Origin of the sequence: Zobellia roscoffensis, assembly GCF_015330165.1 — a bacterium.
Classification (GTDB): domain Bacteria; phylum Bacteroidota; class Bacteroidia; order Flavobacteriales; family Flavobacteriaceae; genus Zobellia; species Zobellia roscoffensis.
Genome location: NZ_JADDXT010000002.1, coordinates 1,723,144 through 1,745,686, shown reverse-complemented (window position 1 = coordinate 1,745,686; position 22,543 = coordinate 1,723,144). Strand labels below are relative to the sequence as shown.

Genomic DNA, 22,543 nt, shown 5'->3' with positions numbered 1-22,543 from the left:
TTATTTCTACAATCCATCTAAATTTTACTGAACCACTTCTACCCAACGACCATTAGTCCGCACCATATATTCATTATCGTACATAGCCTCTGCTTGAACACCTGGCAAATAGTATCGCCCTAAATAAGAGGCATTCAACAGCACCCTGAATGTTTTTGTTTCATTTTTATCCATGTCAAAATAAAAGTTGCTGCGGTCATCACGAATATCTGTGTATGTTACCTGGTTGTCTGCGAACTCCCCAAAATCAGTAAAACGCGTATTCACAATTTCCCATCCACTAGGGAAAATTTCAGTGAGCGCCATATCCTTAACTGCTTTACTAGTAGTATTCGTTAAGGTAACCTCGGCAACAAAGTCCGTGCCCTGCGCCATTTGACTGACATCTAACAAAGAACCGTTTCTTCCTTTAAAAACCGTTTCTACCACTAAGTTCCGCTGAATTGATTTCTCCCCACCTACTGGTAAAATTCCTTGGTTTACAATAGAAACAAACAAAGTACTGGCTTCTGTGTTTTTAATCGCAATTGTGTTCCTTCCATTTTTCATGGAAATATTACGAGTTGCCAAGGTCTTTGAGGTACTGACGTTTTCTGAGTTTCCATTTACAACCAACGCGGCTTTTATACCCTTACCACCTACCAAATTAGCAAACTTGGCCATAGCAATCAAGCTATATGCGGTAGACTGAGTACTCAGCCAATTAGATTCCGAGATGCGTTCAGCAATTGTTTTTGCCATATTCTGAGCTTTGACTTTATCTTTTAACAAAACATAGGTTTCTAAAGCCATTGCTCTATTTCTGTCGGATGAACCGTAAGTGTAATAATCATAACCGTTATTTTCAAAATCAAGTTTTGCCGTGCTCAAAATACCCTTGGCGACATTGTTTTGACCAATTAATCCATAACTAGCCGCTAAACGGAATTTTGCCTCGCTGGACAAACCACTTGTTTCTCGTAACCGGTTCATACTAGATACATCTGCATTTCCTGACAACGCTAAAGAATATAGGCGATACGCCTGTGCCAAATCTGAACTATTAATACCCGAACGCCATTGTTTTGAACTATTCTGCTGATATTTTAGCCAACTAGATTTAAAGCCTATAGGCAACACATACCCCTTCTTTTCTGCCTCTAATAAAAAATGACCGGCGTAAGAAGTCCCCCAATCATTGGAATAGTTCTGTCCAGGCCAATACGAAAATCCTCCTGTAGCATTTTGATAACCGCCTAAAATTTTAATAGCTCGAACTATATTTTGCTGAATACTTTTCTTCTTATTGCCATCCAAATCAAAAATATCCGAGAGATATAACTGTGGGAAAGCCGCAGACGTAGTCTGCTCCAAACATCCATGAGGATAGCGAATGAGGTTTTGCATGCGCCCATTAAAATTCATTGGAGGCAAAGTAGAAAGCTCAATTTCTGCCGAATTACTTCCTGAGATACCAAAAGTTTCCAGGTTTATGGTTTGCTCGGAATTAGGTTCCAAAACGATGTTTTGCATTTCTGAGGTAACCGGATTGGGGTTTACCACATCTATAGGGATTTCAAAAGAAGCCTTTTCGCCATTACCGGAAGCCTCAACAATGACTTTGCCTATCCCTTTAAAATCGGCCACTTTCAACTGAAAATAAGCCATTTTCTCATCTGGTTGTGTAAAAGTTAATGATTGAGTAGCATCACCTGAAATAGTGAACGATGGGTCTGCCTTCAATTTTAAAGTCACATTTTTGACCTTCTTTTCCATTGCAAATACCGTTACCGGTAAGGTTACGGTTTCACCAGGTGTGATTTTTCTAGGTAAGGATGCCAATACCATCAAAGGTTTACGAACGGGAGTTGATTTTTCGGCCATTCCGTAAGCTTCGGTTTGCGAATTACCTGCAACAACCATGGTTCTAACAGACCCAACATACTTGGGAATCTTAAATTCATGTGACTTGGCTTCCCCTTCCTTCAAGCTAAAAGGACCCAAATGAACCACCATAGGTTCAAACCTGTTCGCTTTTTTATTCTTTGCACCTGCCAATTCTCCATCACCACCAATAGCAAATACCTGATTTACTTTACCTCCAAAAGCTCCAATAACATCATCAAATACATCCCATGTTTTTACACCTAGTGCTTCATGAGCATAAAAAGTACCCCATGGGTCTGGAGTTTGAAAGCGTGTTAAATCCAATAACCCTTCGTCTACAATAGCAATACTATACGTCATTGCCTTTTTGCTCTTCTCGCTTACCCTAACCGTTATGGTCTCTTCCGGCTGCAAGACTTCGGGCATTGCAATAACAGGTGTAATTTTTGTCGCTGGGTTTTCAACAGCAATCGGTACTACACCATATAACCGAATAGGGTTATCGTTCAAAGTACTTGCATGGGGCTGCAATAAAGAAATATGAACAAAAACGTTGGGCGCATAGAGCTCATTTATAGCAAGTTGAAACTTTGTCTCGTCCTTTGCCGTATCTACCCAAAGACTTTTTAAAACTTCCGTGCCGTTCTCTACTGTAACCAAAGCACGACTTCCTTCTGAACTAGGAAAGGTAACCGTAGCATTTTCTCCAACATTATAGGTTTCCTTATCCGTAGAAAAAACCAACATAGTTGCGGCGGAAGGGTCAGTTTTACGAGATTTTCCAGCCCAGCCAGGCCAATCTATGTATATCGTCTTTGCTGCGGCATGACCTCCGTTAGGGTCTTGCACGCGCACCAAATACCTACCCCATTCCGGGTACTTTAATTCAAACTTAAAATTACCCTTTCCACTGGCATTGGTGCTGATTGTTTTTTCAAATACTTTTTCATGGTATTGACTACTGCTATAATTGGATAAATTGTCCGCAGAGGTATCCCACCACCATCTCCAACTTACTTTATGAATAGTCACATTTAAGCTCTTAGTAGCCTTAGGGCTGCCCTTTTCATCTACCGTAACCACATCAAATGTATGAGGTGTATCTGTCAATAGCATTCCCCTGGTTTTATCGCCTTTAGGAACGGTCAGCCCAACGTAGGTATTGTACGGTGAATAAGTTTTAGAGAACACATCTGTACTAAAATCACCTCCATTTTCATACACCTTGGTTATAAATGCTGCTTTTAACATACCGGGTGCCATAGTCGTTAACTGAGGATTCATACTAAAACGTGTCTTGCCCTCACCATCTACCTTTCCATCAAAAACCACTTGATCTTCTACCGAAAAATTACGGGTAGGGTCCTCAAAAACGTAACCAGGAAACGTATTGAATGTGGTAGTTGTTGCATTGAATTTCGCAGTAATATCAGCTTTTAGATTTTTCGCAATTGCGCCGTGCAACCACTTTACCTCCATACTACCGGTAATGGATTTGGATGCATTCAAAATTTCATCATCAAATTCCGTTTTTATCTTCAACCGATTTGGTTTGATGGTCTCTAATTTAAGAGATTTTGTAAATGTAGCACCACCAACCGAAATTTTCGCCAACCAATTACCGGTAGGCACATTTTCGTCTGTTTTAAGATTAAACTGATAAAAATTATTGAGCCCGTTTGTTCTGACCTCACGATGAACAACTTTATTGTAAGGATCAAACAACTCTAACTTTACAGGATGATTTTCCGGTAATTCATGTGCCTTATCATTCAGCATAAAAGAAAGAAAAATATCATCTCCAGGTCTCCAGACACCTCTTTCGCCAAAAATGAAACCCTTAAGTCCTTTTTGAAGCGCTACTCCGGAAACTTTAAACTTACTAACGGAAAGCGCATTACCATCATTTAGTTTTACATACGTTTTTTGACCGTTACTCTCGGCAATCGCAAAATAAGCCGGACGATCTCCATCAAAAACGGACATGCCTTCAACATCTGTTACCACTTGCCCCAGAGGCTGTTGTTGATAGTTGTAAAAAGTAACTTTAGCCCCTGCAATAGGTTGCGTATTTAATATATCCGTTACGGCAACGAAATAGCTTTTATTGATTCCTTTTTTGACCGTCACACCAATATCCGAGGCCAAAATATTCATGCCTACTTTTTTATTGTAGTAATACGATTTATCACAAGGATTTTCCCTTTCGTTCCAGTTATAGTCGTAATAGTAATCATCATAATAATAGTTCTCTACATTGTCCCAAGAGCTATTTTCCTTTTCCTCATCAAAATTATCCTCATCTTCAACCGAGACCTCAAACCCTGAACCCTCGCAACCATATGCGCTATCCTCCGGTCCAAAATCTAATTCCACCCTGTACATAGCACCTTCTTGCGGTGTAATGAGAGTTTTAAGATCAAGCGCATGAGCAACCCACTTTCCATTAGTACTAGACAGGTTTTCCAAAGTAATTTTCTTGCGAGCAATAGGTCTTGCTACAGCACGTAAATCACCTTGCCCATTAAGATTGCTGTTTTGAAGAAACTGGAGCACATTGTTCTCATAAATCTTAAAAACAGAAACTTTTATGGATGCCAAACTTACCGCCTCAAAATTGACCTTAAGATTATTAGAGGATGGTAAAATAGTTCCGTTAGAAAGCAGTCTTACTTCTGGCTTTAACCTTTCAAAAGCTATCCGCTCCGTAAACTTGTTTTTTAACTTATTACCATCAGCGCTTTGTATGCCCTCATAAACTTCTAGTGTTACCGTCCCTTCTATATCCTTGGAAGGGTACACCTTTAATGTATTACCATCTACGGCATATTTAACCGCATCGTCCTGTTCTAATACAACCAAGCCATTAAAGTTTTGGCTTTTTTTAATTGGATCGGAAAAATTGATGGAAACTATTGCATTCTTGCCTATATCTACCGAAGCATCTAAAACCGTGAAATTATTTTTTCCTGGTATTGTAATTGATTCTTCGCCCTTACTATCAACACTAAACCGCTCTCCGCTCCATGAGACTTTTAATTTAGAATCTTCGTCTAACCTTTGAAGACTATCTATTTTAAAAGAAAACTCAGTTCCTTTTTCTGTTCCCGCATCAAACTTAACAGAAACCGACTTTCCATTATGAGTTCCAGAAACCAACTGTTTTGCCTTATCCAGAGGAAAAACATCTGCCATGTGCAGCCGGCCGGTTATGTATTGATATTCTTTTGAATAGGACTGTAATGCATCAGTATAAATATTGAATTGCTGTTCTAAGGTTTTTACGGTAAAGTTTAAATCCCCTAGATCATCAGGTAAATCGGTAATAATATCATCTAAATTCAGTTGAAACTTATATTCAGTGTCTTGCTCAAAACCATTTAGGGGAACAAAGGCAATTGTACGGCTATCTAGAGCTACTACCTTAGCTTCTATTTTTGGCGATATTTCAAAAAGATCTTGATCCAATTCGTCTCCTGCATTCCAAAATTCAATAGGAGTATTAAGAACCACTCTTACACTACTCTGTGCAGAAATGATTCCGTGAGAAACTTGCCCAACATATTCTTGAAAGCGATTTAGGTTATCTGCCTGGTTAGCGGCATCTTCCTTTTTTGAAGTACATGCCGATATAAAAACAAAAAGGAGCAGAAAACGAAAAAGTAAATGGACCTTCATAAAGCGATTATTTTAAACAAAAATAAGAGTTAATAGACAGAACACGTAACGGTTTTCATTGAATTCCAACACACAAAAAAGCCCTGTTTACAGTATGAACGAAATAGATTGATTATTGTTTGATATAAGAAGTAAAATAGAAACCCAAAACCCACGTACGGTTTGACTTACATTACTTTAACAGAAAGGTGTATTTCATCGAAAATTGAAATTTATGAACCGGAGTAAGCAATATATTTTAGATATTCGCCCCAGAACGATTCCCCTTATCGTTTCATAGAACACGAGAACACCCCACTTTTCTCTCCTACTTTTTTAGAACGCGCCTACTTACAAATAGAACTTTGTATGAAAATGAGAATGACCTATGTCGCCCTCGTTTTATTTGTATGTACTTTGGCCTCTTGTAGCAAAGAGTCTGTGACAACTGCAGATATAACCGAGAAAGAAAACGCAGAAATTGTAGAGAAAGAACTTCTTGAGGCCGTTAACGGACACCGGCTTTCCATAGGTAGAAACTCACTAGAATTTAGTTCAATAGCGTATGTACATGCCAACAAGCACACAGATTATATGATTGCCAAAGGCGCGCTTAACCATGATAATTTTAGTGCTCGTGCCTCTGAAATATCCTCAGTAGAAGCTGCTGAATTTGTTGCTGAAAATGTAGCAAAAGATTACACTACAGCTTCTGAAGCCCTTACAGGGTGGTTAAATAGTAGTAACCATAAGAAAACGATGGAGGGTGAGTTTACCCATACTGCGGTAAGTGTAAAAAAAGATAACGACGGAAAACTCTATTTTACACAAATATTTTTTCGCTAGCCTTAAAAACGTTAAAGTACATTATCTATAGCTGCACGCTAGTAATACAACTTACTTTTTCATAGATTTGAGATGAAATGGTCACCTTTTACACATGCGCAAAGCATGAGTAAGAGGTTTTGATCGTAAATGTCAATAAAATGCCAATACAAGCCCCTTTTAATCTCAACCGCTGGATAGAAGAAAATAAACACACACTTAAACCCCCTGTAGGCAACAAGAACCTCTATAAAGATGCTGGAGATTATATTGTGATGGTAGTTGCTGGGCCTAACGCAAGAAAAGACTATCACTATAACGAAACCGAAGAACTTTTCTATCAACTAGAAGGAACTATTGAAGTTCATATTCAAGAAGATGGGCAAAAAAAAACAATGCAACTTGGCCCGGGAGACATGTACTTGCATCCCGCAAAAATCCCACACTCACCAGTCCGTCACGAAGGCAGCATAGGCCTCGTTATTGAACGAAAACGGGCCGACATGAATGTTGACGATGGTTTGCTTTGGTTTTGTGATAATTGCAACAACAAGCTCTATGAAGCCTATTTTACCCTAAACGACATTGAAGTAGACTTTTTAAAGCATTTCAAGCATTTTTACGGTTCTGAAGAACTACGCACATGCAATAATTGCGGCACGGTAATGCCAGTAGACCAAAGATTTGTTAGTAGTAAATAAATAGTAGTAATTTTTAAAGTAAAAACTACCGTTCTTTGGAAATAGCACCAACCTAGCCGGTTATTATAGAAGTCCCCACATTAGCCTCTTATGACCAAACAGCAAATTCTAAAATACTTGGCCGTACTTCTCGTAGGAAGTAGTATATCTTTATTTATTTTCTTTTCTATAAACAATAGATACCTGCTAAGAAATATGGCTGCAATAGACAATGCAGTTAATAAATCTGTCATTAAATTAGAAGACGAACTCAACAAGATTAGCCTGGTTGTTGAGTCTATGGCCTTCTTTTATGAGAACAAAAGCTTCATACCTCAACACCTTTTTGAACGTTTTACCAATCCGTTTTTAAATGAACTTAATGGCATAAAGGCCCTGGCTTGGGCCCCAAAAATCCTAGGCACAGAAAAAGATTTATTTCAAAAATTTACGTTGATTAAAGAAGTGGACTCAAAAAATAATCTTGTCCCTTCTAAAACTAGAGATTTATATTATCCCGTTCGGGTTTTAAATCCAGCCACTCCTTTTAAAAAAGTATTAGGATACAACATATACTCAGATAGTACGAAACGTGATGTGATTCTCCGATCAATCAAAACCAATAAACCGGCAATTTCTAGCCTCATAACATTAATATCAGACAATACCAATACCAAAGGTATTCTTGCCTTAAAGTCTGTTAACAATCCAAAGACAGGTGAGCATAAAGGAATTGTTCTAGGCGTCTATCGCATGGACAAGCTTATTTCTGAAACCCTCAATTCTGAAGTCAAGGTCTTGGATATTTGTATACACGATGAAGTTGATGATGCCATTTTGTTTTCAAATGTTGATGAAAGTAAAGTGACGGATAAAATATTCAGCAAAACTGTTATAAAAAGAACCATTAAAGCAGTAGATCGGGAGTGGCAGGTTCATTTTTTACCAAAACCGGAATACTTGTCTTTTCCGCATATTTTTGAATCCTATGTAGTGTTAATTTTAGGCTTGGCTACAACTTTTTTATTAGTATTAATTGCACGTAGAAGAGATAATCATAACGATCGTCTTGAAGCTCGTGTATTATTACGAACCGCTGAGCTTGAAGAGTCTAATAAACAGAAAGAGAATTTACTTCGTGAAATTCACCACAGAGTTAAGAACAACCTTCAAATTACCTCTAGCCTAATCAATATGCAAAAGCGCAAATTGGTCAGCAAAGAAGCGATTACAGCGCTTCAAGATAGTCAAGCCAGAATATCTGCAATAGCACTCACGCATCAAAAAATTTATCAAGATAAAGATTCAAAAGCAGTGAATTTGCACGAGTATTTAAAAGATTTAATGGAGTATCAAAATAAAATATCTCCAACTTTTAGCTACACCATAAACTGCCCGGAAATATCTATAGATCTTGACCGCGCTGTTCCCCTAGCCCTTATCATTTCGGAACTGGTAACGAATGCCGTAAAACATGCTTATCCGGATACCACCAAGTACAACGAACTTATTATTGATGTTGATGTTCTTGACGATGGAATGGCTGCATTTTCAATAAAGGACAATGGGAAAGGACTCCCGGAAAATTTTGTAATTGAAAATGCGGAAGGAATAGGTTTTGATATTGTAAAGGCTTTATGCCGACAAATTTCGGCTGAATTAACCTATGATTCGGACGGCAACGGAACCCATTTTACCGTAACTTTCGATAACAAAATATAATAATCCATTTATAGCAAAAATGGCAAACACCAAATTAAAATGATATGATACAAAAAATACTAATTGGTTTTATCGCTTTTTTACACCTTTACTTTCTTTATTTTGAGATGTTTGCATGGACTACAAAAGGGCCAAAAATATTCAGGAAATTCCCTTCTGACCTCTTTAAAGCTACTAAACCAATGGCTGCCAACCAAGGTTTATACAATGGCTTCTTGGCGGCAGGCCTTATTTGGTCTCTCTTTATAACGGACACGATTTGGCAAACCAATGTTTCGCTATTCTTCCTCACCTGTGTGTCAATTGCCGGTTTATACGGTGCCTTGTCTGTGGAAAAAAAAATCTTCTACATTCAAGCCTTACCCGCATTGACTGCAATAGTTCTTATTCTATTGAACTAGACATTCAGTCAAAAATTAGCCACAACATCATTCCTAATAATGGGCAAGTAATATTTACTTTTCTGACCTATAAAAAGTATATTTACAAAAAATATAACAATACATTATAAAAAAGTTATAAAATGTCAAAAATAGCATCGCAATTTGGTATAGACACTGCCCTTAAGGATTTAGGTATTCAAGATATAAACAACGGAACCTCAACGGGTTCTTTAAATTTTGGTTCTGGTGAAGTTATTTCATCACATTCCCCTGTAGATGGCGCATTAATTGCTAAAGTAAAATCTAGTACAGAAGCGGATTATGAAAAAGTGATGCAGTCCGCAACTGAAGCTTTTAAAATTTGGAGGACTAAACCTGCCCCACAACGTGGAGAGGTCGTTCGTCAATTTGGAGAAAAACTACGAGAAAAGAAAGAAGCCTTAGGCAAACTGGTTTCCTACGAAATGGGCAAAAGCTACCAAGAAGGCTTAGGAGAAGTCCAAGAAATGATAGATATCTGCGATTTTGCAGTTGGCCTTTCCAGACAATTGCATGGCCTTACCATGCACTCGGAAAGACCGGGTCACCGTATGTACGAACAATACCACGCTCTAGGAGTTGTTGGTATCATATCTGCTTTTAACTTTCCCGTAGCAGTTTGGGCATGGAATACGGCTTTGGCTTGGATTTGTGGTGATGTTTGCGTGTGGAAACCTTCAGAAAAAACACCTCTTTGCGGCATTGCTTGTCAGAATATTGCCGCCGAAGTATTTAAAGCGAACAATTTGCCCGAGGGTATTTCTTGTTTGATAAATGGCGATTACAAAATTGGTGAAATGATGACCAAGGATAACCGTATTCCTTTGATATCTGCTACAGGGTCTACCCGAATGGGAAAAAATGTAGCACAGACCGTAGCTGCTAGATTAGGAAAATCTTTACTGGAACTTGGCGGTAATAACGCTATAATAGTTACCCCAGATGCAGATATAAAAATGACTGTTATTGGAGGTGTATTTGGTGCTGTAGGTACTGCTGGGCAACGTTGTACTTCCACACGAAGAATAATCATTCACGATAGCATCTATGATAAAGTTAAGGCTGCTATTGTTGATGCCTATGGGCAACTTAGAATTGGTAATCCTTTAGACGAAAACAATCACGTAGGGCCTTTAATAGATATCGATGCCGTGGCGTCCTATAACACCGCTTTAACTAAGGTGGTAGAAGAAGGCGGAAACATTATTGTGGAAGGTGGAGTTCTTGAAGGAGAAGGTTACGAAAGTGGTTGTTACGTAAAACCTGCTATAGCCGAAGCAAAAGCAAACTTCAAGATTGTACAGCACGAAACCTTTGCACCCGTTCTTTACCTCTTAAAATATTCCGGAAGTATTGAAAATGCAATTGATGCCCAAAATGGAGTTGCTCAAGGATTGTCATCTGCTATTATGACAAACAACCTTAGGGAAGCAGAGCATTTCTTATCCGTTGCAGGAAGTGATTGTGGTATTGCTAACGTAAATATAGGAACATCAGGAGCAGAAATAGGTGGTGCTTTTGGTGGAGAAAAAGAAACGGGCGGTGGGCGTGAATCTGGCTCAGATGCTTGGAAAGTGTATATGAGAAGACAAACCAACACTATCAACTACACAACAGAGCTTCCTCTTGCCCAAGGTATAAAATTTGACCTCTAAGATTTAAGTGTTTTTTACATGTGAAAACCCGCCGTTAATCACTTGTCCTTCCCCCGAATAGACAAACGAAAAATTAGCGGGTTTTTAAAACACTAACTCAAATAACTATTTTAAGAACGTATTAAAAAAATTAGAACCCTCATATCTTATGCTGGTTACTTTTTATTGGTTCTGTCTTGTTCACCCTCCAACTTCCATGAAGCAATGCCTGCATGCCTAAGACTATAAACATACAAACAAAGGTTACTACCTTTAGTATTTCAATTTTCATAACTTGTGTCTTTTGGTCTATCTGATTTGCCCTATAAATGTATCTATCTTGGGCTAACACAAAAAACAATTATGTGTAAGCCTATGGCATACCTATTATAACTTGTTGGTTTTTATGTATAATCGGTATCAGCAAAAAAATCCGTTTTAGTATTAAAAACCAATTAAGTGTATCTTTCCAATGTACTTGGAGGTCACTCCTTCAAAACAACACAACCAACTCATTTTAAACACATTAAAACCACTCTTCTATAAGAAGTACAAGTAAAACGTAACTATTCCAACCATTACGTTTCACCATCCTATTCAAAGTAGAAAATATATTTGTAGTACTTTACCTATTAATTTGTTAGATTTATGATTAGTTCTAATTTTTTTAATACATTGTACTATAAACACTTAAGCCATTACCAATGAAAAAGACCACCCTTTATCTACTTGGTATTATCGTTACCATTGTAGTAGGCACTTACTTTTACCTTTCTTGTTGTAGTTATTGTGGAATCATAACGCAGAAAGAAGCACCAAAGGAAAAGATAGTTTCTAAACCTCCTCTTCCAAAAACTACATCCTATCCTTTTGACTTTAGCGATGGCGACTTTGCCTATACTACACAAGACAATTTTAACTTTAAAACTTCAACATTTGACTATCTAGAACCTGTTTCAGAAAACGTTAGAAACGGCATACTTCCTGGCTTAAAAAACCATTTAACATCTAACGAGCAAAAAGTCATGAACATTACCGGGTACTATACGAGTGACGAACATAACAGTTCTGCCTTTCCCAACCTAGGCCTTGCAAGGGCAAACGCCGTTAAAAACTATTTTGTTTCACAAGAGATTCCTTCTTCACAAATTAACATTGGCGCTAAACTTATGGATGACATGGTGCCTGATAAGGCTATCTATAAAGGCCCTATTGGTTATAGTATTGAAGAGGTTTCTGCAAATGCCGAAGATAAAATAAAGGCGCTTTACGATAAAATAACGGGCGACCCATTAATCCTTTATTTTGACACCGCCGAGGCTTCAATTAATCCATCTGCAGAGCAACGACAAAAAATAGCGGACATAGCTCAATATCTAGACAAAGTTGAAAAAGCCAAATGCCAGATAGTTGGATATACGGATAGCCAAGGAAGTCGTAAAACAAACATGAGACTTGGCCAAGAGCGAGCGGATTTTGCAAAAGACTACCTTATGCAAAACGGTATTTCTGATAATAGAATAAAAGCTGATTCAAAAGGGCCAAAAGACCCCATTGCTAGTAACAATACCAAAGAAGGTAGAGCTAAAAATAGAAGGACCGTAATTACAATTAAATAATCAACAAACTAAAATTGAATTAAAATGGAATCAGAAAACATAAACATTTGGTGCTGGATAATCCCTCTTCTTGTAGGTGTGATATGTGGTATTCTGGGTTATCTTATAGGTAAGGGCAGTAACAAGATAATAGACAACTCCGAAGATTTAAAACGTTGCCACGACAAGAATGCCAAACTAAAAGCCGATTTAGAAGCGTGCAACCAAAAACTTTTAACAACTCCTGAACCAGATGTTTCCAGTTCGTTAGGAAGCGTTGCCGCAGCAGCACCTATTGCAATGGCTCCTGAACCTGTACTAATCCCTTTTGATGCAGCAGCGGCAAAAGCAGCAATTGGCAAAACTGTTAAAGAAAATAATTTAAAAGTGGTTGAAGGTATTGGGCCAAAAATAGAAGGCCTTTTTCAAGCGGAAGGTATAAATACATGGAAAGCCTTATCGGAAACATCTGTAGGCAGATGCCAAGAAGTACTTAAAGGCGGGGGCGATCGCTATAAAATTCACGACCCAGCATCATGGCCCATGCAAGCCAAGATGTGTTATGAAGGCAAATGGACTGAACTTGCTAGATGGCAAGATGAACATGACCACGGAAAATTATAATTTCAACTTTTACTATTCTTACAAACCCTCCCTCAACGGAGGGTTTTTTTATTGAAATAGGTCATTCGTCGGGAAAATCGAACGCCTCTTATTTTTCACAACTAAAAAACTCTAGTTCACAACAATAATTTAGGGGAGAGGAAAAACCGCCGTAAGTTTACAGTGTAATTAAGTGATAGTAATGACCCCAAATCTACTCTTGAACTTAACCGAAACAAGTAACGAACCCCAATCCGCTACTTGACGAAAAAAAAAGAATATACCTACTTAAGCAAAAAAAATCCGATTCTCATGCGAGTCGGATTTTTTGATTTATAAATACTTCGAAAAGTGTATTGCGTTATATCATGCCGTTAGCATCTACCCATTTAAATTTATATTGATCTTCAGGAAACTTCATTCTTTCAGAAATACGCTCTAATCTTGCTGGTAACTTAATTAAATAATCACGGGCTTTTTCCGCTTCATCAGAAAGACTTCTTACGTTGTCAAGCTCCCAATAAGCATTCAATTTTCTAAGAATATCAACATAGTCTTGTGCTGTATAAACGCCTAAACGTTGGGCACAATTAGAGAAATTCTCAAACGCTGTACCAATAGTTCCGCCAGATTCGCGTAAAAAATGGGCAGGCATAACAATTTTCTTTTTCATCATATCTGCAAAGGCCAACATCATACCAGACGGGTCTTCACCAAAAATAGTCTTCACAAATTCTCTATATGCTAAATGATGACGCATTTCATCACCTGCGATAATGGTACACATTTTACCCAATAAGGCGTTTCCTTTCTTCTTCGCCATCTGACCAACCCTTTTATGCGAAATATTGGTAGCCAATTCTTGAAATGACGTGTATACAAAGTTCTTATAAGGGTCTCTATCGGTACCGATATCAAAACCATCAGATATTAAATGCTGAGTCGTAATTTCTATTTCACGCATATTTACCCTTCCAGATAAATAGAGATATTTATTCAATACATCACCATGGCGATTTTCTTCTGCCGTCCAAGCTCTAACCCATTTAGACCAGCCGTTTTTCTTATTCGGACCGTGTTGGTCAATTCCCTCAACATCCATAAGCCAAGACTCGTATGTTGGCAGGGCTTCCTCGGTAATGGTATCCGCTACCATAGTTACCCAAAAATCGTATCCTAATTCTTTAGCTTCTCCTCTAAGTTCTCTTACTGATTCTAAAAAACTATCACTTTCCGAATCAGGTAAAAAATCTGTAGGTTGCCAAATATCTTCAGGTTTTATGAGAAAAGAATCCATAAACCCATCCACCTGCGGCTCAATTGCCTGCATCACCTCTAATCTTATGTTCTTTTCGGACATAGTTCTATTTTTTGTAAAGATCGTAATTATCTACTGAAAACATGAAAATAAACTGGCTATTTTCAATTCCTACCTGGTTCATTTGGGTATAACGTATGTACTGGATCACTTTGCCAAACCATCTTTGTATCAACATCTAACATAGAAAGCGGACCTTTAAATGCAGCTCCCGTATCTACATTCCAAACATTGGCAGCTTGTTTAGGTTCTGCAACCCCGGTTTTTGTAATAGGTGTATGACCAATAAAAATCTCTTTGTATTGCGTCAATCGCTTTGGATAGTCAGATTCAGTTTTCTTTAAGTCTGGGTTTAAAGACCTTGCCAATTCCCAAAGGGTACGATCCCAGTAAAAAGTTTCTTTAAAATACTCGTGATCAATACCCTTTAAATTAGTGAAACCTGCATGTAGAAACAATCTGTTGTCAGCATCTAAATAATAGTTTTCAAGACTCTGATAAAAAAGAACATGATTCTTTTTAGTCTCATCATCCGTCTGTTCGTACGAAGCTAAAGTAGCTCCCCCGCCGTGTTGCAACCAAAGCGGATTATCTTTACCGTCGCGCAACCATTCTAAACAAAGTTCATCATGATTACCCCTAACAAATGTGCAGTTGTGGGTTTGCTTTAAAGCAATTAAAAAGTTGACCGTTTCGGCAGCTTGACTCCAACCGTCTACATAATCACCTAAAAAAATAAGTTTATCGTCAGAAGTTACTTTTGCTCTTTCAAGCACTTGTTTTAAACCTCTTAAACCAGAGTGTATATCACCTATTACCAATGTTCTCATTGTGCAAAAATCGTAATTATACCAATGATAGCAAGAATAAAAAGTACCAAAAAGAATATTTTCCAGAAAGAATAGGGTCTACTACCGCTTAATTCCCCCGTCTGACCATTAATGTAGAAGTTATATTCTTTACCGTTATAGCGATACGAACTGATATAAACTGGAAGTAGTATATGTTTGAACGTTTCGTCGGAAAGTTTAATATCAGCATGAGAAATTCGTTGGGTATCACCACCTATATCTTTTCTGATCCACGTATTGGCAATCTCCTTTGCTTTCTGAAATGAGGAATGGTGCCCTTCTTTAAGCGATACCGTATATTTCTCTGTTACAAAACCCGACAAATACTTTGAATTGAAAGGAACTAACTCCTTAACATTCCAAAATGCAATCTTTGCAGGAATGTCTTTTCGTTTTTTTTCAGAAGCGTTAATTAGAATATCATCAACAAAACCATTTACAGCACCAGATGCAGAAGACCAGCGTGTTTTTCTAACTTTTCGTTTTTGAATACCATTTTTGGTGCGTACCCGCTTGGTCTCGTAATAATAGTCGCCCCTTTGCCCTTGATATTGAGCATTTAAATCAGCGTCAAACGTCCAATACGGTAGATATAAACCATGCAAACCTTCTGGATCAAGAGCAGCTCGTTTCAACTTATTTGGCGCAAACCAGAGCCCGCCAACCCATGTTTTAAAAGTTGCTTTCGCTTTTTTAGCATCAATCTGAAATGGAACGAGAGCTCCGGGTACAATCCAACCTTCTTTTTCTACATCTTCAAGAATCAACGGTTCACTACAGTAAATACAATTTAATGATTTATAGTTCTCTTCAACATGTTGATTAGCTCCACAATTTTTGCAGTGCAGTAAATCGATTTTTTCTGTATACGCATTCTCACCAACCACTTTTAAATAATGCTGAAGTTCTAGCTCTTCAAAACTACTTTTGGCTTGTTCGATAAATTCTTCATAACCACAATACTCACATTTTAGTTGATGAGAACCTGGTTTGAATTTTAACTCGGCACCACAATTGGCGCATGCCTTTTTATGTTCCGATTGTTTTGTTTCTTCTTTCATCAATCAGTTTACCTCAATTTCTAAACTCAGTATTTGCATATGACAAAAGCAGCTTGAATCTTAATTTGGTAAAGGCGGTGGTGTATTACCCCCTAAAAAGGATTTTAACTCTTCTACCTCCTTTAAAGCCGTCCAGTTTTGCATTCCCTGTTTCCAAACCAATGAATCTCTGTTAATGGTTCTACTAGCAAAAAGTTCTTTTAATTTATCAAAAGGAACAGGCCCGTTCTGCTGACCGTTGGCCGCATAAAAATACTGAACTTGAACTGGCATTGGTGGTGGCACGGAAGCTGCTTGCGCCTGACCACCAAACGGTTGTTGTGCTGCCTGCGGGCTCATCATATTTCCCATTTGTTGTGCTAATACAAAACCCATGCCCATGCCCATGCCGGCACCTGCAGTACCTCCTTCATTTTTAGCAGCAGCTTCCATGGCCTTAGCAGCCTTAAATTGAGAAAGTTTCACCATGTCTAACTTATCTAACCTGCTATATTCAAAAATTTCTTTTTTGAGTTCTTCGGGCATAGATACATTTTCAATATAGAAACGCTCCAGTTCTATACCTACTCGCCCAAATTCAGGTTGCATTACCTCTTGGCACGTTTCCGAAAGTTCACTAGTATTAGCGGCGTATAATTCAATCGGAAGGTTTGCCTCTCCAACCGTATCCGTAAAACGGGTAACTATTAAGCTCTTAAGGTGTTCATTTATTTCGTAATTCGTAAAATTACCATCGGTACCCACCACATCAACAACAAATTTTCCTGGGTCATTGATTCTAAAACTGTATGTACCAAAAGCCCGTATCTCCACTAAACCAAAGCGCTCATCACTCAACATCACCGGGTTTTTTGTTCCCCATTTTTCATCGGTAAACAAATGGGTATTCACAAAATACACCTCAGCCTTAAAAGGACTATCAAAACCATATTTCCATCCTTTTAAAGTAGTAAGAATAGGTAGGTTCTGCGTATTAAGAGTATATGTCCCAGGTTTAAAAACATCGGCCAACTGCCCCTCATTGATAAAAACCGCCGTCTGTCCTTCACGAACAATCAATTTGGCATTGTTTTTTATTTCATTTTGATACCGCTCAAAACGATGAACAATGGTTTCATTGGTATTATCTAGCCATTCAATTATATCTATAAACTCATGGCTAAGCTTCTTCTTTATTTCGTTGAACAAATCCATTTCTAGTGAAGTTTAAAATTTTTAATAAGGTAGGGGATTTCTTGAAAAGGGACAAAGAAGGGTTAGCGCAATTTCGATTTGATGGGATAAATAACATAAATTTGACCCAACTTAGCATGTACTTGCAAAGCGCAAAGTTATAATTGCTTAAAATCTTAAAAACCACACTATTCATAATGAAAACCATATACTGCATAGGAGAATTATTGATAGATTTTGTGGCTATAAAACAAGGAAACGACCTTTCAAAAGCTAAAGAATTTACTAAAAAAGCAGGAGGTGCACCCGCAAACGTTGCTTGTGCCATTTCTAAATTGGGAGGTAAAGGTCAATTTATAGGTGCTGTTGGAAATGACCCTTTTGGAGCGTTTTTATTGAATGTACTTAAAGAAAATAGAGTAGACATTTCACTTTCGCAACGCTCCAAAACCTTTACTACCATGGCTTTTGTGTCTTTAGCGGAAGACGGCGAACGAGATTTTGTCTTTAGTAGAGGTGCTGACAAAAAACTTAAATACGATTCATCTTTAAAAAAACAACTGAAAGGAAACATAGTTCATTTTGGAGCAGCAACCGGTTTTTTGGGAGGCGGATTAGAAGAATCATATGACCGCTATTTATTTGATGCGCTAACCCAAAATGCCTTCATCAGCTTTGACCCTAATTTTAGAGAGGATCTATGGAAAGGCGAGGAAGAAACCTTTGTGCGAAAAAGCTTGAGGTTCATTGAAAAATCGCATTTATGTAAGTTTAGTGAAGAGGAAGCTCAATTAATTTCCGGTGAAAGCGATCTAGAGCGTGCCTGTAATATTATACATGAAATAGGATGTCCTACCATATGCGTCACCCTGGGCGGGAAGGGCACATTAGTAAGTACAGCCCAGAAGAAAACAATAGTAGAAAGTATCAAAGTAAGCCCAGTAGATACTACAGGTGCTGGCGATGCCTTTATTGGATGTCTCTTATATCAAATCGCTAATTTGGGTGACCCTTATCAAATTTTAACGGATTACGACCAACTGTTAGAAATGGTTGCAATTGCCAACAAGGCCGGAGCAGTTACCACCACAGGATATGGAGCTATTCCTTCGTTACCTGATTATGATGCGGTGTTTAAAAATTGATTCGCTCAATTAGTTATACCTTACTTTTCTCAAAATCCGTAAGGCCTCTTTTACACCTAAGTACACTTTAGGATAGCCTTTTTTCAACAACGAACGAGCCATCTCCATTTGTTCCTTTGCCTCATCAAAACCGTTTAGGTAACAAATTAGATAACTATCAGGTAAATATTTTAAATCGATTTTCTCCGTAGGTTTTAAATCAATCTTTTTCTGAATTTTCTCCAACAGTGCATTATTGGCATTCCAAATATGAAAAAGATTCTTTTTGTTGTATTTGGGAGGCTCAAAGATTAAGTGGCTTTCTATTTTATAGGTTCCGTTATCAAAAAAATTAATGACCACTTTTTCTAACTGAAAATACCGCTGCTTAGAACCCAGCCCTAATTGCACATATTCAATCATTGTAAATGAGTCCTCATCATAATCAATGCTGATTTCATCCAAGGCAGAATAGAAAAGCCTTACCTGCTCATTAATTAATTCAATATCTACACGTGAATAATAGACATCATCTTTCACTGTTTTTTTATTCCCTGCCCAACAAACTACAAATTGCTCTTTAAAGACCTTGTAATCATTAGTCAGGTTTTTATGCCTATGATTAATAAAATCAATTACACCATCTAGAGTTAGTTCAATATTATTTCGCGCGTGCTGTTCTATAGTGGCTACCGTATCAGAATTTATATCCCGTAACACTACGCCATAAGCTTTTGGCATACTAATACTCCCATCTCTAAAAAAAACCATTCCGCCATAATATTTCCAAATATTCTTTCGCAAGGCACACACTTTTCCATTAGACCTAATGGTTACAAGGCCTACGACCTTACCTTCGCGTAAATTTGGAAATGGAATATTCTCGTATGAAATTAAAGGAGGGTTATCTAAGTAAGCGTTGACTAAATTTTGAATCTTACTATCATCAAAAAAATCAACCCCAACTATTTTGTTGTCTTCATCTTCTACGCCAATAACAATAAATGAATTGTTTTCTGGATTACTATTGGCCAAGGCACAGACATGTTTTAAAAATTTAGCCTTACCCTCTTTTTCACCAATAGATATAAAACGCTTCTTATCATAAAAACTATTCTCGTCATTATGAGCAAGTAAGTTTTTTACAAGAAGGCGTTTATTAATCATAACGACCTATTCAATAGAGTTGCAGAAGCTTGTGCTGTTGGCATGACAATTAAGTCGGCAATATTTACGTGATATGGCCTGGTAACCACAAAGTGTATAATTTCGGCAAGGTCTTCTGGCTTTAAGGGGTCAAATCCATCATAAACCGAATCAGCTTTAGCATCATCGCCTTTAAATCGTACATTACTAAACTCGGTTTCTACAGCGCCAGGATTAATACCTCCTACCTTAACACCATAAGGATTGAGATCCATTCGCATTCCTTTGGTCAGTGCATCAACTGCATGTTTACTAGCACAATACACATTTCCATTGGGATAGACCTCTTTACCGGCTGTTGACCCAATATTAATGATGTGACCGGACTTTTTCTCTACCATATTAGGTATTATCGCTTTGGAAACATATAGTAAACCCTTCACGTTAATGTCTAGCATGGCATCCCAGTCATCTACACTGCCCTTGTCAATAGGATCTAAACCATGTGCATTCCCTGCATTATTGATCAAAACATCTATTTGGGAAAAATTTTCTGGTAAAGAACCTATCGCTTTAAATACGGCATCTTTATCCCGTACATCAAAATTTAAGGTATGTACTTCACATTGTGTACTCAACTCGGATTCAAGGGCATCAAGACGTTCTTGTCTTCTTCCGCAGAGCACTAATCTAAACCCTTGAACAGCAAACAGTATGGCCGTTGCACGACCAATACCACTGGTTGCCCCTGTAATTAATACGGTCTTACTCATAGCATATATTTTTAAGCAACTTCATGACCTTTTGCAGATTCCAACAAAATAAACCAATCAGTTTTTTCTATTTCAATTTTTGTAGCTTCCATTGCTGCGGATAAGCGAGACTTAGTGGCCGTACCTACAACCGGAAACACTTTGGAAGGATGCTTCATCACCCACGCTAACAACAATTGGTCTTCGGTAACCTCATATTTCTCAAGCATGGGTTTCATGGCATTTCTTATTCGTTGTGAAACCTTATCATCTTTCCTGAAATAAGAGCCAAGCGGGCTATAAGACATAGCCATTCTCTTACTCCCTAAGCAATCGTCCAAAGTACCATCGTACATTACATCGCTTTGCGTTAAAGAAAATTCTACCTGATTCCCTTCTATAGGCATTACCGTTTCTATAAGTGCAATTTGGAAAGGCAAGAAGTTAGAAACTCCAAAGGCCTTTATTTTTCCCTGAGTTTTTAATTTAGTAATTGCCTCAGCTATGGCATCCGGATTCATTAACGGACTGGGTCTATGCAGCAAAAGCAGATCTAAATACTCTGTTTTTAGCTTTTGAAGAGATTGTTCTGCAGACCAAATAATATAATCTGCGTTATAGTTATAGTGTTTTACCTCATTCTTTCGGGCATCGGCATTCATTTGAATACCACATTTAGAAATAAACTGAATAGATTCGCGAGCCATACCACTTTCTTTAAAGGCATTTCCAAAGTCCTCTTCGGTTGTATATCCCCCATAAATATCAGCGTGATCAAAGGTGGTAATCCCTATTTCCAAGCAGTGGTTCATTAACTCAATCATACTAGATTTGGAAAAACCTTTCCCCCAGCTGCCCCAAGTCATAGTTCCTGCTATAACTTTGGAATAAAAAGTGTTCTTTTGCATAGAGCGGTTAAATTAAAAAGAAATCCCTTAAAAACTTCATAAAAAGAGGATTTCAACTTTTTTTTTAACCAATCATTAACAGCGAAGCAGCTAATAAATTTTCAATTTGCATGCCTGTTTAATAACAACCGGCCCGGACCAAAATTTGTAACGTTATATGGAAGAAAATACTACGGTAGATATTAATGCGGTAAACGAGAAAATTGCACAAGAAAGTGCATTTATCGACTTATTGATATTAGAAATGAACAAAGTAATCGTTGGCCAAAAACACATGGTCGAAAGATTACTTATTGGTTTACTTGGCCAAGGCCACATCTTATTAGAAGGTGTTCCTGGTCTAGCAAAAACATTGGCTATCAATACTTTGTCCAAAGCAGTGAAAGGTAGTTTTAGCAGAATTCAGTTTACGCCAGACCTTTTACCTGCAGATGTTACGGGTACATTGATTTACAATATGAAAGAGAACGACTTTTCCATAAAGAAAGGTCCAATTTTCGCAAATTTTGTGCTTGCGGATGAGATTAACCGTGCTCCGGCCAAAGTGCAATCGGCACTTTTGGAGGCGATGCAGGAAAAGCAAGTTACCATTGGTGATGAAACTTTTACGCTAGACAAGCCATTTTTGGTTATGGCAACACAAAACCCGGTTGAACAAGAAGGAACATATCCGCTACCAGAAGCTCAGGTTGACCGTTTTATGCTAAAAACTGTTATTGACTATCCTAAATTGAACGAGGAGCAAATGATTATGCGCCAAAATCTATTAGGGTCTTACGAAACGGTAAACCCAGTGGTTAGTATAGACCAAATTCTTAGTGCGCAAAAAGCTGTTCGTGAAGTTTACATGGACGAAAAAATAGAAAAATACATTCTAGATATTGTTTTTGCCACTAGATACCCAGAGAAATACAACCTCGAAGATTTAAAACCTCTTATTAGTTTTGGCGCTTCGCCAAGGGGTAGTATTAACTTGGGCACTGCAGCAAAATGTTATGCTTTCATTAAAAGGAGAGGTTACGTTGTTCCTGAAGATGTTAGAGCCATAGTTCATGACGTTTTACGCCACAGAATAGGAATTACCTATGAAGCGGAGGCCGAGAATATTACTTCCGAAGAAATTATCAATAAAATTGTTAACGAGATTGAAGTACCTTAAAAGGTAGACGTTTGCAGATGTTGCCGGTAGTAATAGACGTTTTG

At 37.9% G+C, this 22,543-nt stretch carries 17 protein-coding genes; 9 read left to right on the top strand and 8 right to left on the bottom strand.

Going from position 1 to position 22,543, the window contains the following annotated elements:
- Positions 1–24: 24 nt before the first annotated feature.
- On the bottom strand, positions 25–5,544 hold the full coding sequence (locus IWC72_RS07400) for an alpha-2-macroglobulin family protein (RefSeq protein WP_194529344.1): 5,520 nt from the start codon (positions 5,542–5,544) through the stop codon (positions 25–27).
- Between the two features lie 348 nt (positions 5,545–5,892).
- On the opposite strand from IWC72_RS07400, the gene IWC72_RS07395 reads away from it, so the two are divergent.
- From IWC72_RS07395 to IWC72_RS07365, 7 genes are all read left to right on the top strand, one after another.
- Positions 5,893–6,369 carry a CAP domain-containing protein gene (locus IWC72_RS07395; RefSeq protein WP_194529343.1) on the top strand — a complete coding sequence of 159 codons (477 nt, stop codon included), beginning with the start codon at positions 5,893–5,895 and terminating at the stop codon, positions 6,367–6,369.
- A 140-nt stretch (positions 6,370–6,509) separates the two neighbouring features.
- Positions 6,510–7,049 carry a 3-hydroxyanthranilate 3,4-dioxygenase gene (locus tag IWC72_RS07390; protein ID WP_194529342.1) on the top strand — a complete coding sequence of 180 codons (540 nt, stop codon included), beginning with the start codon at positions 6,510–6,512 and terminating at the stop codon, positions 7,047–7,049.
- A gap of 90 nt (positions 7,050–7,139) precedes the next feature.
- Positions 7,140–8,750, top strand: coding sequence for a histidine kinase dimerization/phosphoacceptor domain -containing protein (locus IWC72_RS07385; protein WP_194529341.1), 1,611 nt, complete (start codon positions 7,140–7,142; stop codon positions 8,748–8,750).
- Between the two features lie 44 nt (positions 8,751–8,794).
- The gene (locus tag IWC72_RS07380) at positions 8,795–9,151 is read left to right on the top strand and encodes a DUF1304 domain-containing protein (RefSeq protein WP_194529340.1); all 357 of its coding nucleotides are present in this window, start codon (positions 8,795–8,797) and stop codon (positions 9,149–9,151) included.
- 122 nt (positions 9,152–9,273) lie between these two features.
- Positions 9,274–10,827 carry an L-piperidine-6-carboxylate dehydrogenase gene (amaB, locus tag IWC72_RS07375; RefSeq protein WP_194529339.1) on the top strand — a complete coding sequence of 518 codons (1,554 nt, stop codon included), beginning with the start codon at positions 9,274–9,276 and terminating at the stop codon, positions 10,825–10,827.
- A gap of 683 nt (positions 10,828–11,510) precedes the next feature.
- On the top strand, positions 11,511–12,425 hold the full coding sequence (locus IWC72_RS07370) for an OmpA family protein (RefSeq protein ID WP_194529338.1): 915 nt from the start codon (positions 11,511–11,513) through the stop codon (positions 12,423–12,425).
- Positions 12,426–12,449: 24 nt separating this feature from the next.
- On the top strand, positions 12,450–13,028 hold the full coding sequence (locus IWC72_RS07365; protein WP_194529337.1) for a hypothetical protein: 579 nt from the start codon (positions 12,450–12,452) through the stop codon (positions 13,026–13,028).
- A gap of 340 nt (positions 13,029–13,368) precedes the next feature.
- On the opposite strand, the gene IWC72_RS07360 is transcribed toward IWC72_RS07365, so the two are convergent.
- From IWC72_RS07360 to IWC72_RS07345, 4 genes are all read right to left on the bottom strand, one after another.
- Entirely contained in the window at positions 13,369–14,367 is a 999-nt protein-coding gene (locus tag IWC72_RS07360; RefSeq protein ID WP_194525540.1) for an acyl-ACP desaturase, read from the bottom strand.
- A gap of 62 nt (positions 14,368–14,429) precedes the next feature.
- Positions 14,430–15,155 carry a metallophosphoesterase family protein gene (locus IWC72_RS07355; RefSeq protein ID WP_194525538.1) on the bottom strand — a complete coding sequence of 242 codons (726 nt, stop codon included), beginning with the start codon at positions 15,153–15,155 and terminating at the stop codon, positions 14,430–14,432.
- Complete coding sequence (locus IWC72_RS07350) at positions 15,152–16,237, bottom strand: DNA helicase PriA (RefSeq protein WP_194529336.1); 1,086 nt, start codon at positions 16,235–16,237, stop codon at positions 15,152–15,154. The genes IWC72_RS07355 and IWC72_RS07350 overlap by 4 nt, the downstream gene beginning before the upstream one ends.
- A 60-nt stretch (positions 16,238–16,297) precedes the next feature.
- Positions 16,298–17,431, bottom strand: a complete 1,134-nt coding sequence (locus tag IWC72_RS07345) for an SPFH domain-containing protein (RefSeq protein WP_194529335.1) — start codon at positions 17,429–17,431, stop codon at positions 16,298–16,300.
- Between the two features lie 176 nt (positions 17,432–17,607).
- On the opposite strand from IWC72_RS07345, the gene IWC72_RS07340 reads away from it, so the two are divergent.
- On the top strand, positions 17,608–18,555 hold the full coding sequence (locus tag IWC72_RS07340; RefSeq protein ID WP_194529334.1) for a carbohydrate kinase family protein: 948 nt from the start codon (positions 17,608–17,610) through the stop codon (positions 18,553–18,555).
- Positions 18,556–18,564: 9 nt separating this feature from the next.
- Here IWC72_RS07340 and IWC72_RS07335 read toward each other — a convergent pair whose 3' ends face one another.
- From IWC72_RS07335 to IWC72_RS07325, 3 genes are read right to left on the bottom strand one after another with little or no spacing between them, the layout of a single operon-like run.
- Complete coding sequence (locus tag IWC72_RS07335) at positions 18,565–19,701, bottom strand: ATP-binding protein (RefSeq protein ID WP_194525532.1); 1,137 nt, start codon at positions 19,699–19,701, stop codon at positions 18,565–18,567.
- Entirely contained in the window at positions 19,698–20,453 is a 756-nt protein-coding gene (locus tag IWC72_RS07330; RefSeq protein ID WP_194529333.1) for an SDR family NAD(P)-dependent oxidoreductase, read from the bottom strand. Before IWC72_RS07330 ends, IWC72_RS07335 begins: the two co-directional genes overlap by 4 nt.
- An 11-nt stretch (positions 20,454–20,464) precedes the next feature.
- Positions 20,465–21,340 (bottom strand): aldo/keto reductase, encoded by an 876-nt coding sequence (locus tag IWC72_RS07325; RefSeq protein ID WP_194529332.1) that lies wholly within the window; start codon positions 21,338–21,340, stop codon positions 20,465–20,467.
- 157 nt (positions 21,341–21,497) lie between these two features.
- Between IWC72_RS07325 and IWC72_RS07320 the strand changes: the two genes are divergently transcribed.
- On the top strand, positions 21,498–22,499 hold the full coding sequence (locus tag IWC72_RS07320; protein WP_194529331.1) for an AAA family ATPase: 1,002 nt from the start codon (positions 21,498–21,500) through the stop codon (positions 22,497–22,499).
- The last annotated feature ends 44 nt before the right edge of the window (positions 22,500–22,543 follow it).

Bases quoted from the DNA above. Each gene is read 5' to 3' on its own strand.
- IWC72_RS07370 (WP_194529338.1), top strand. From the start codon at position 11,511: ATGAAAAAGACCACCCTTTATCTACTTGGTATTATCGTTACCATTGTA.
- IWC72_RS07350 (WP_194529336.1), bottom strand. From the start codon at position 16,237: ATGAAAGAAGAAACAAAACAATCGGAACATAAAAAGGCATGCGCCAAT.
- IWC72_RS07330 (WP_194529333.1), bottom strand. From the start codon at position 20,453: ATGAGTAAGACCGTATTAATTACAGGGGCAACCAGTGGTATTGGTCGT.
- IWC72_RS07390 (WP_194529342.1), top strand. From the start codon at position 6,510: ATGCCAATACAAGCCCCTTTTAATCTCAACCGCTGGATAGAAGAAAAT.
- IWC72_RS07385 (WP_194529341.1), top strand. From the start codon at position 7,140: ATGACCAAACAGCAAATTCTAAAATACTTGGCCGTACTTCTCGTAGGA.
- IWC72_RS07320 (WP_194529331.1), top strand. From the start codon at position 21,498: ATGGAAGAAAATACTACGGTAGATATTAATGCGGTAAACGAGAAAATT.
- IWC72_RS07365 (WP_194529337.1), top strand. From the start codon at position 12,450: ATGGAATCAGAAAACATAAACATTTGGTGCTGGATAATCCCTCTTCTT.
- IWC72_RS07380 (WP_194529340.1), top strand. From the start codon at position 8,795: ATGATACAAAAAATACTAATTGGTTTTATCGCTTTTTTACACCTTTAC.
- IWC72_RS07400 (WP_194529344.1), bottom strand. From the start codon at position 5,544: ATGAAGGTCCATTTACTTTTTCGTTTTCTGCTCCTTTTTGTTTTTATA.
- amaB (WP_194529339.1), top strand. From the start codon at position 9,274: ATGTCAAAAATAGCATCGCAATTTGGTATAGACACTGCCCTTAAGGAT.
- IWC72_RS07360 (WP_194525540.1), bottom strand. From the start codon at position 14,367: ATGTCCGAAAAGAACATAAGATTAGAGGTGATGCAGGCAATTGAGCCG.
- IWC72_RS07345 (WP_194529335.1), bottom strand. From the start codon at position 17,431: ATGGATTTGTTCAACGAAATAAAGAAGAAGCTTAGCCATGAGTTTATA.
- IWC72_RS07335 (WP_194525532.1), bottom strand. From the start codon at position 19,701: ATGATTAATAAACGCCTTCTTGTAAAAAACTTACTTGCTCATAATGAC.
- IWC72_RS07395 (WP_194529343.1), top strand. From the start codon at position 5,893: ATGAAAATGAGAATGACCTATGTCGCCCTCGTTTTATTTGTATGTACT.
- IWC72_RS07340 (WP_194529334.1), top strand. From the start codon at position 17,608: ATGAAAACCATATACTGCATAGGAGAATTATTGATAGATTTTGTGGCT.
- IWC72_RS07355 (WP_194525538.1), bottom strand. From the start codon at position 15,155: ATGAGAACATTGGTAATAGGTGATATACACTCTGGTTTAAGAGGTTTA.
- IWC72_RS07325 (WP_194529332.1), bottom strand. From the start codon at position 21,340: ATGCAAAAGAACACTTTTTATTCCAAAGTTATAGCAGGAACTATGACT.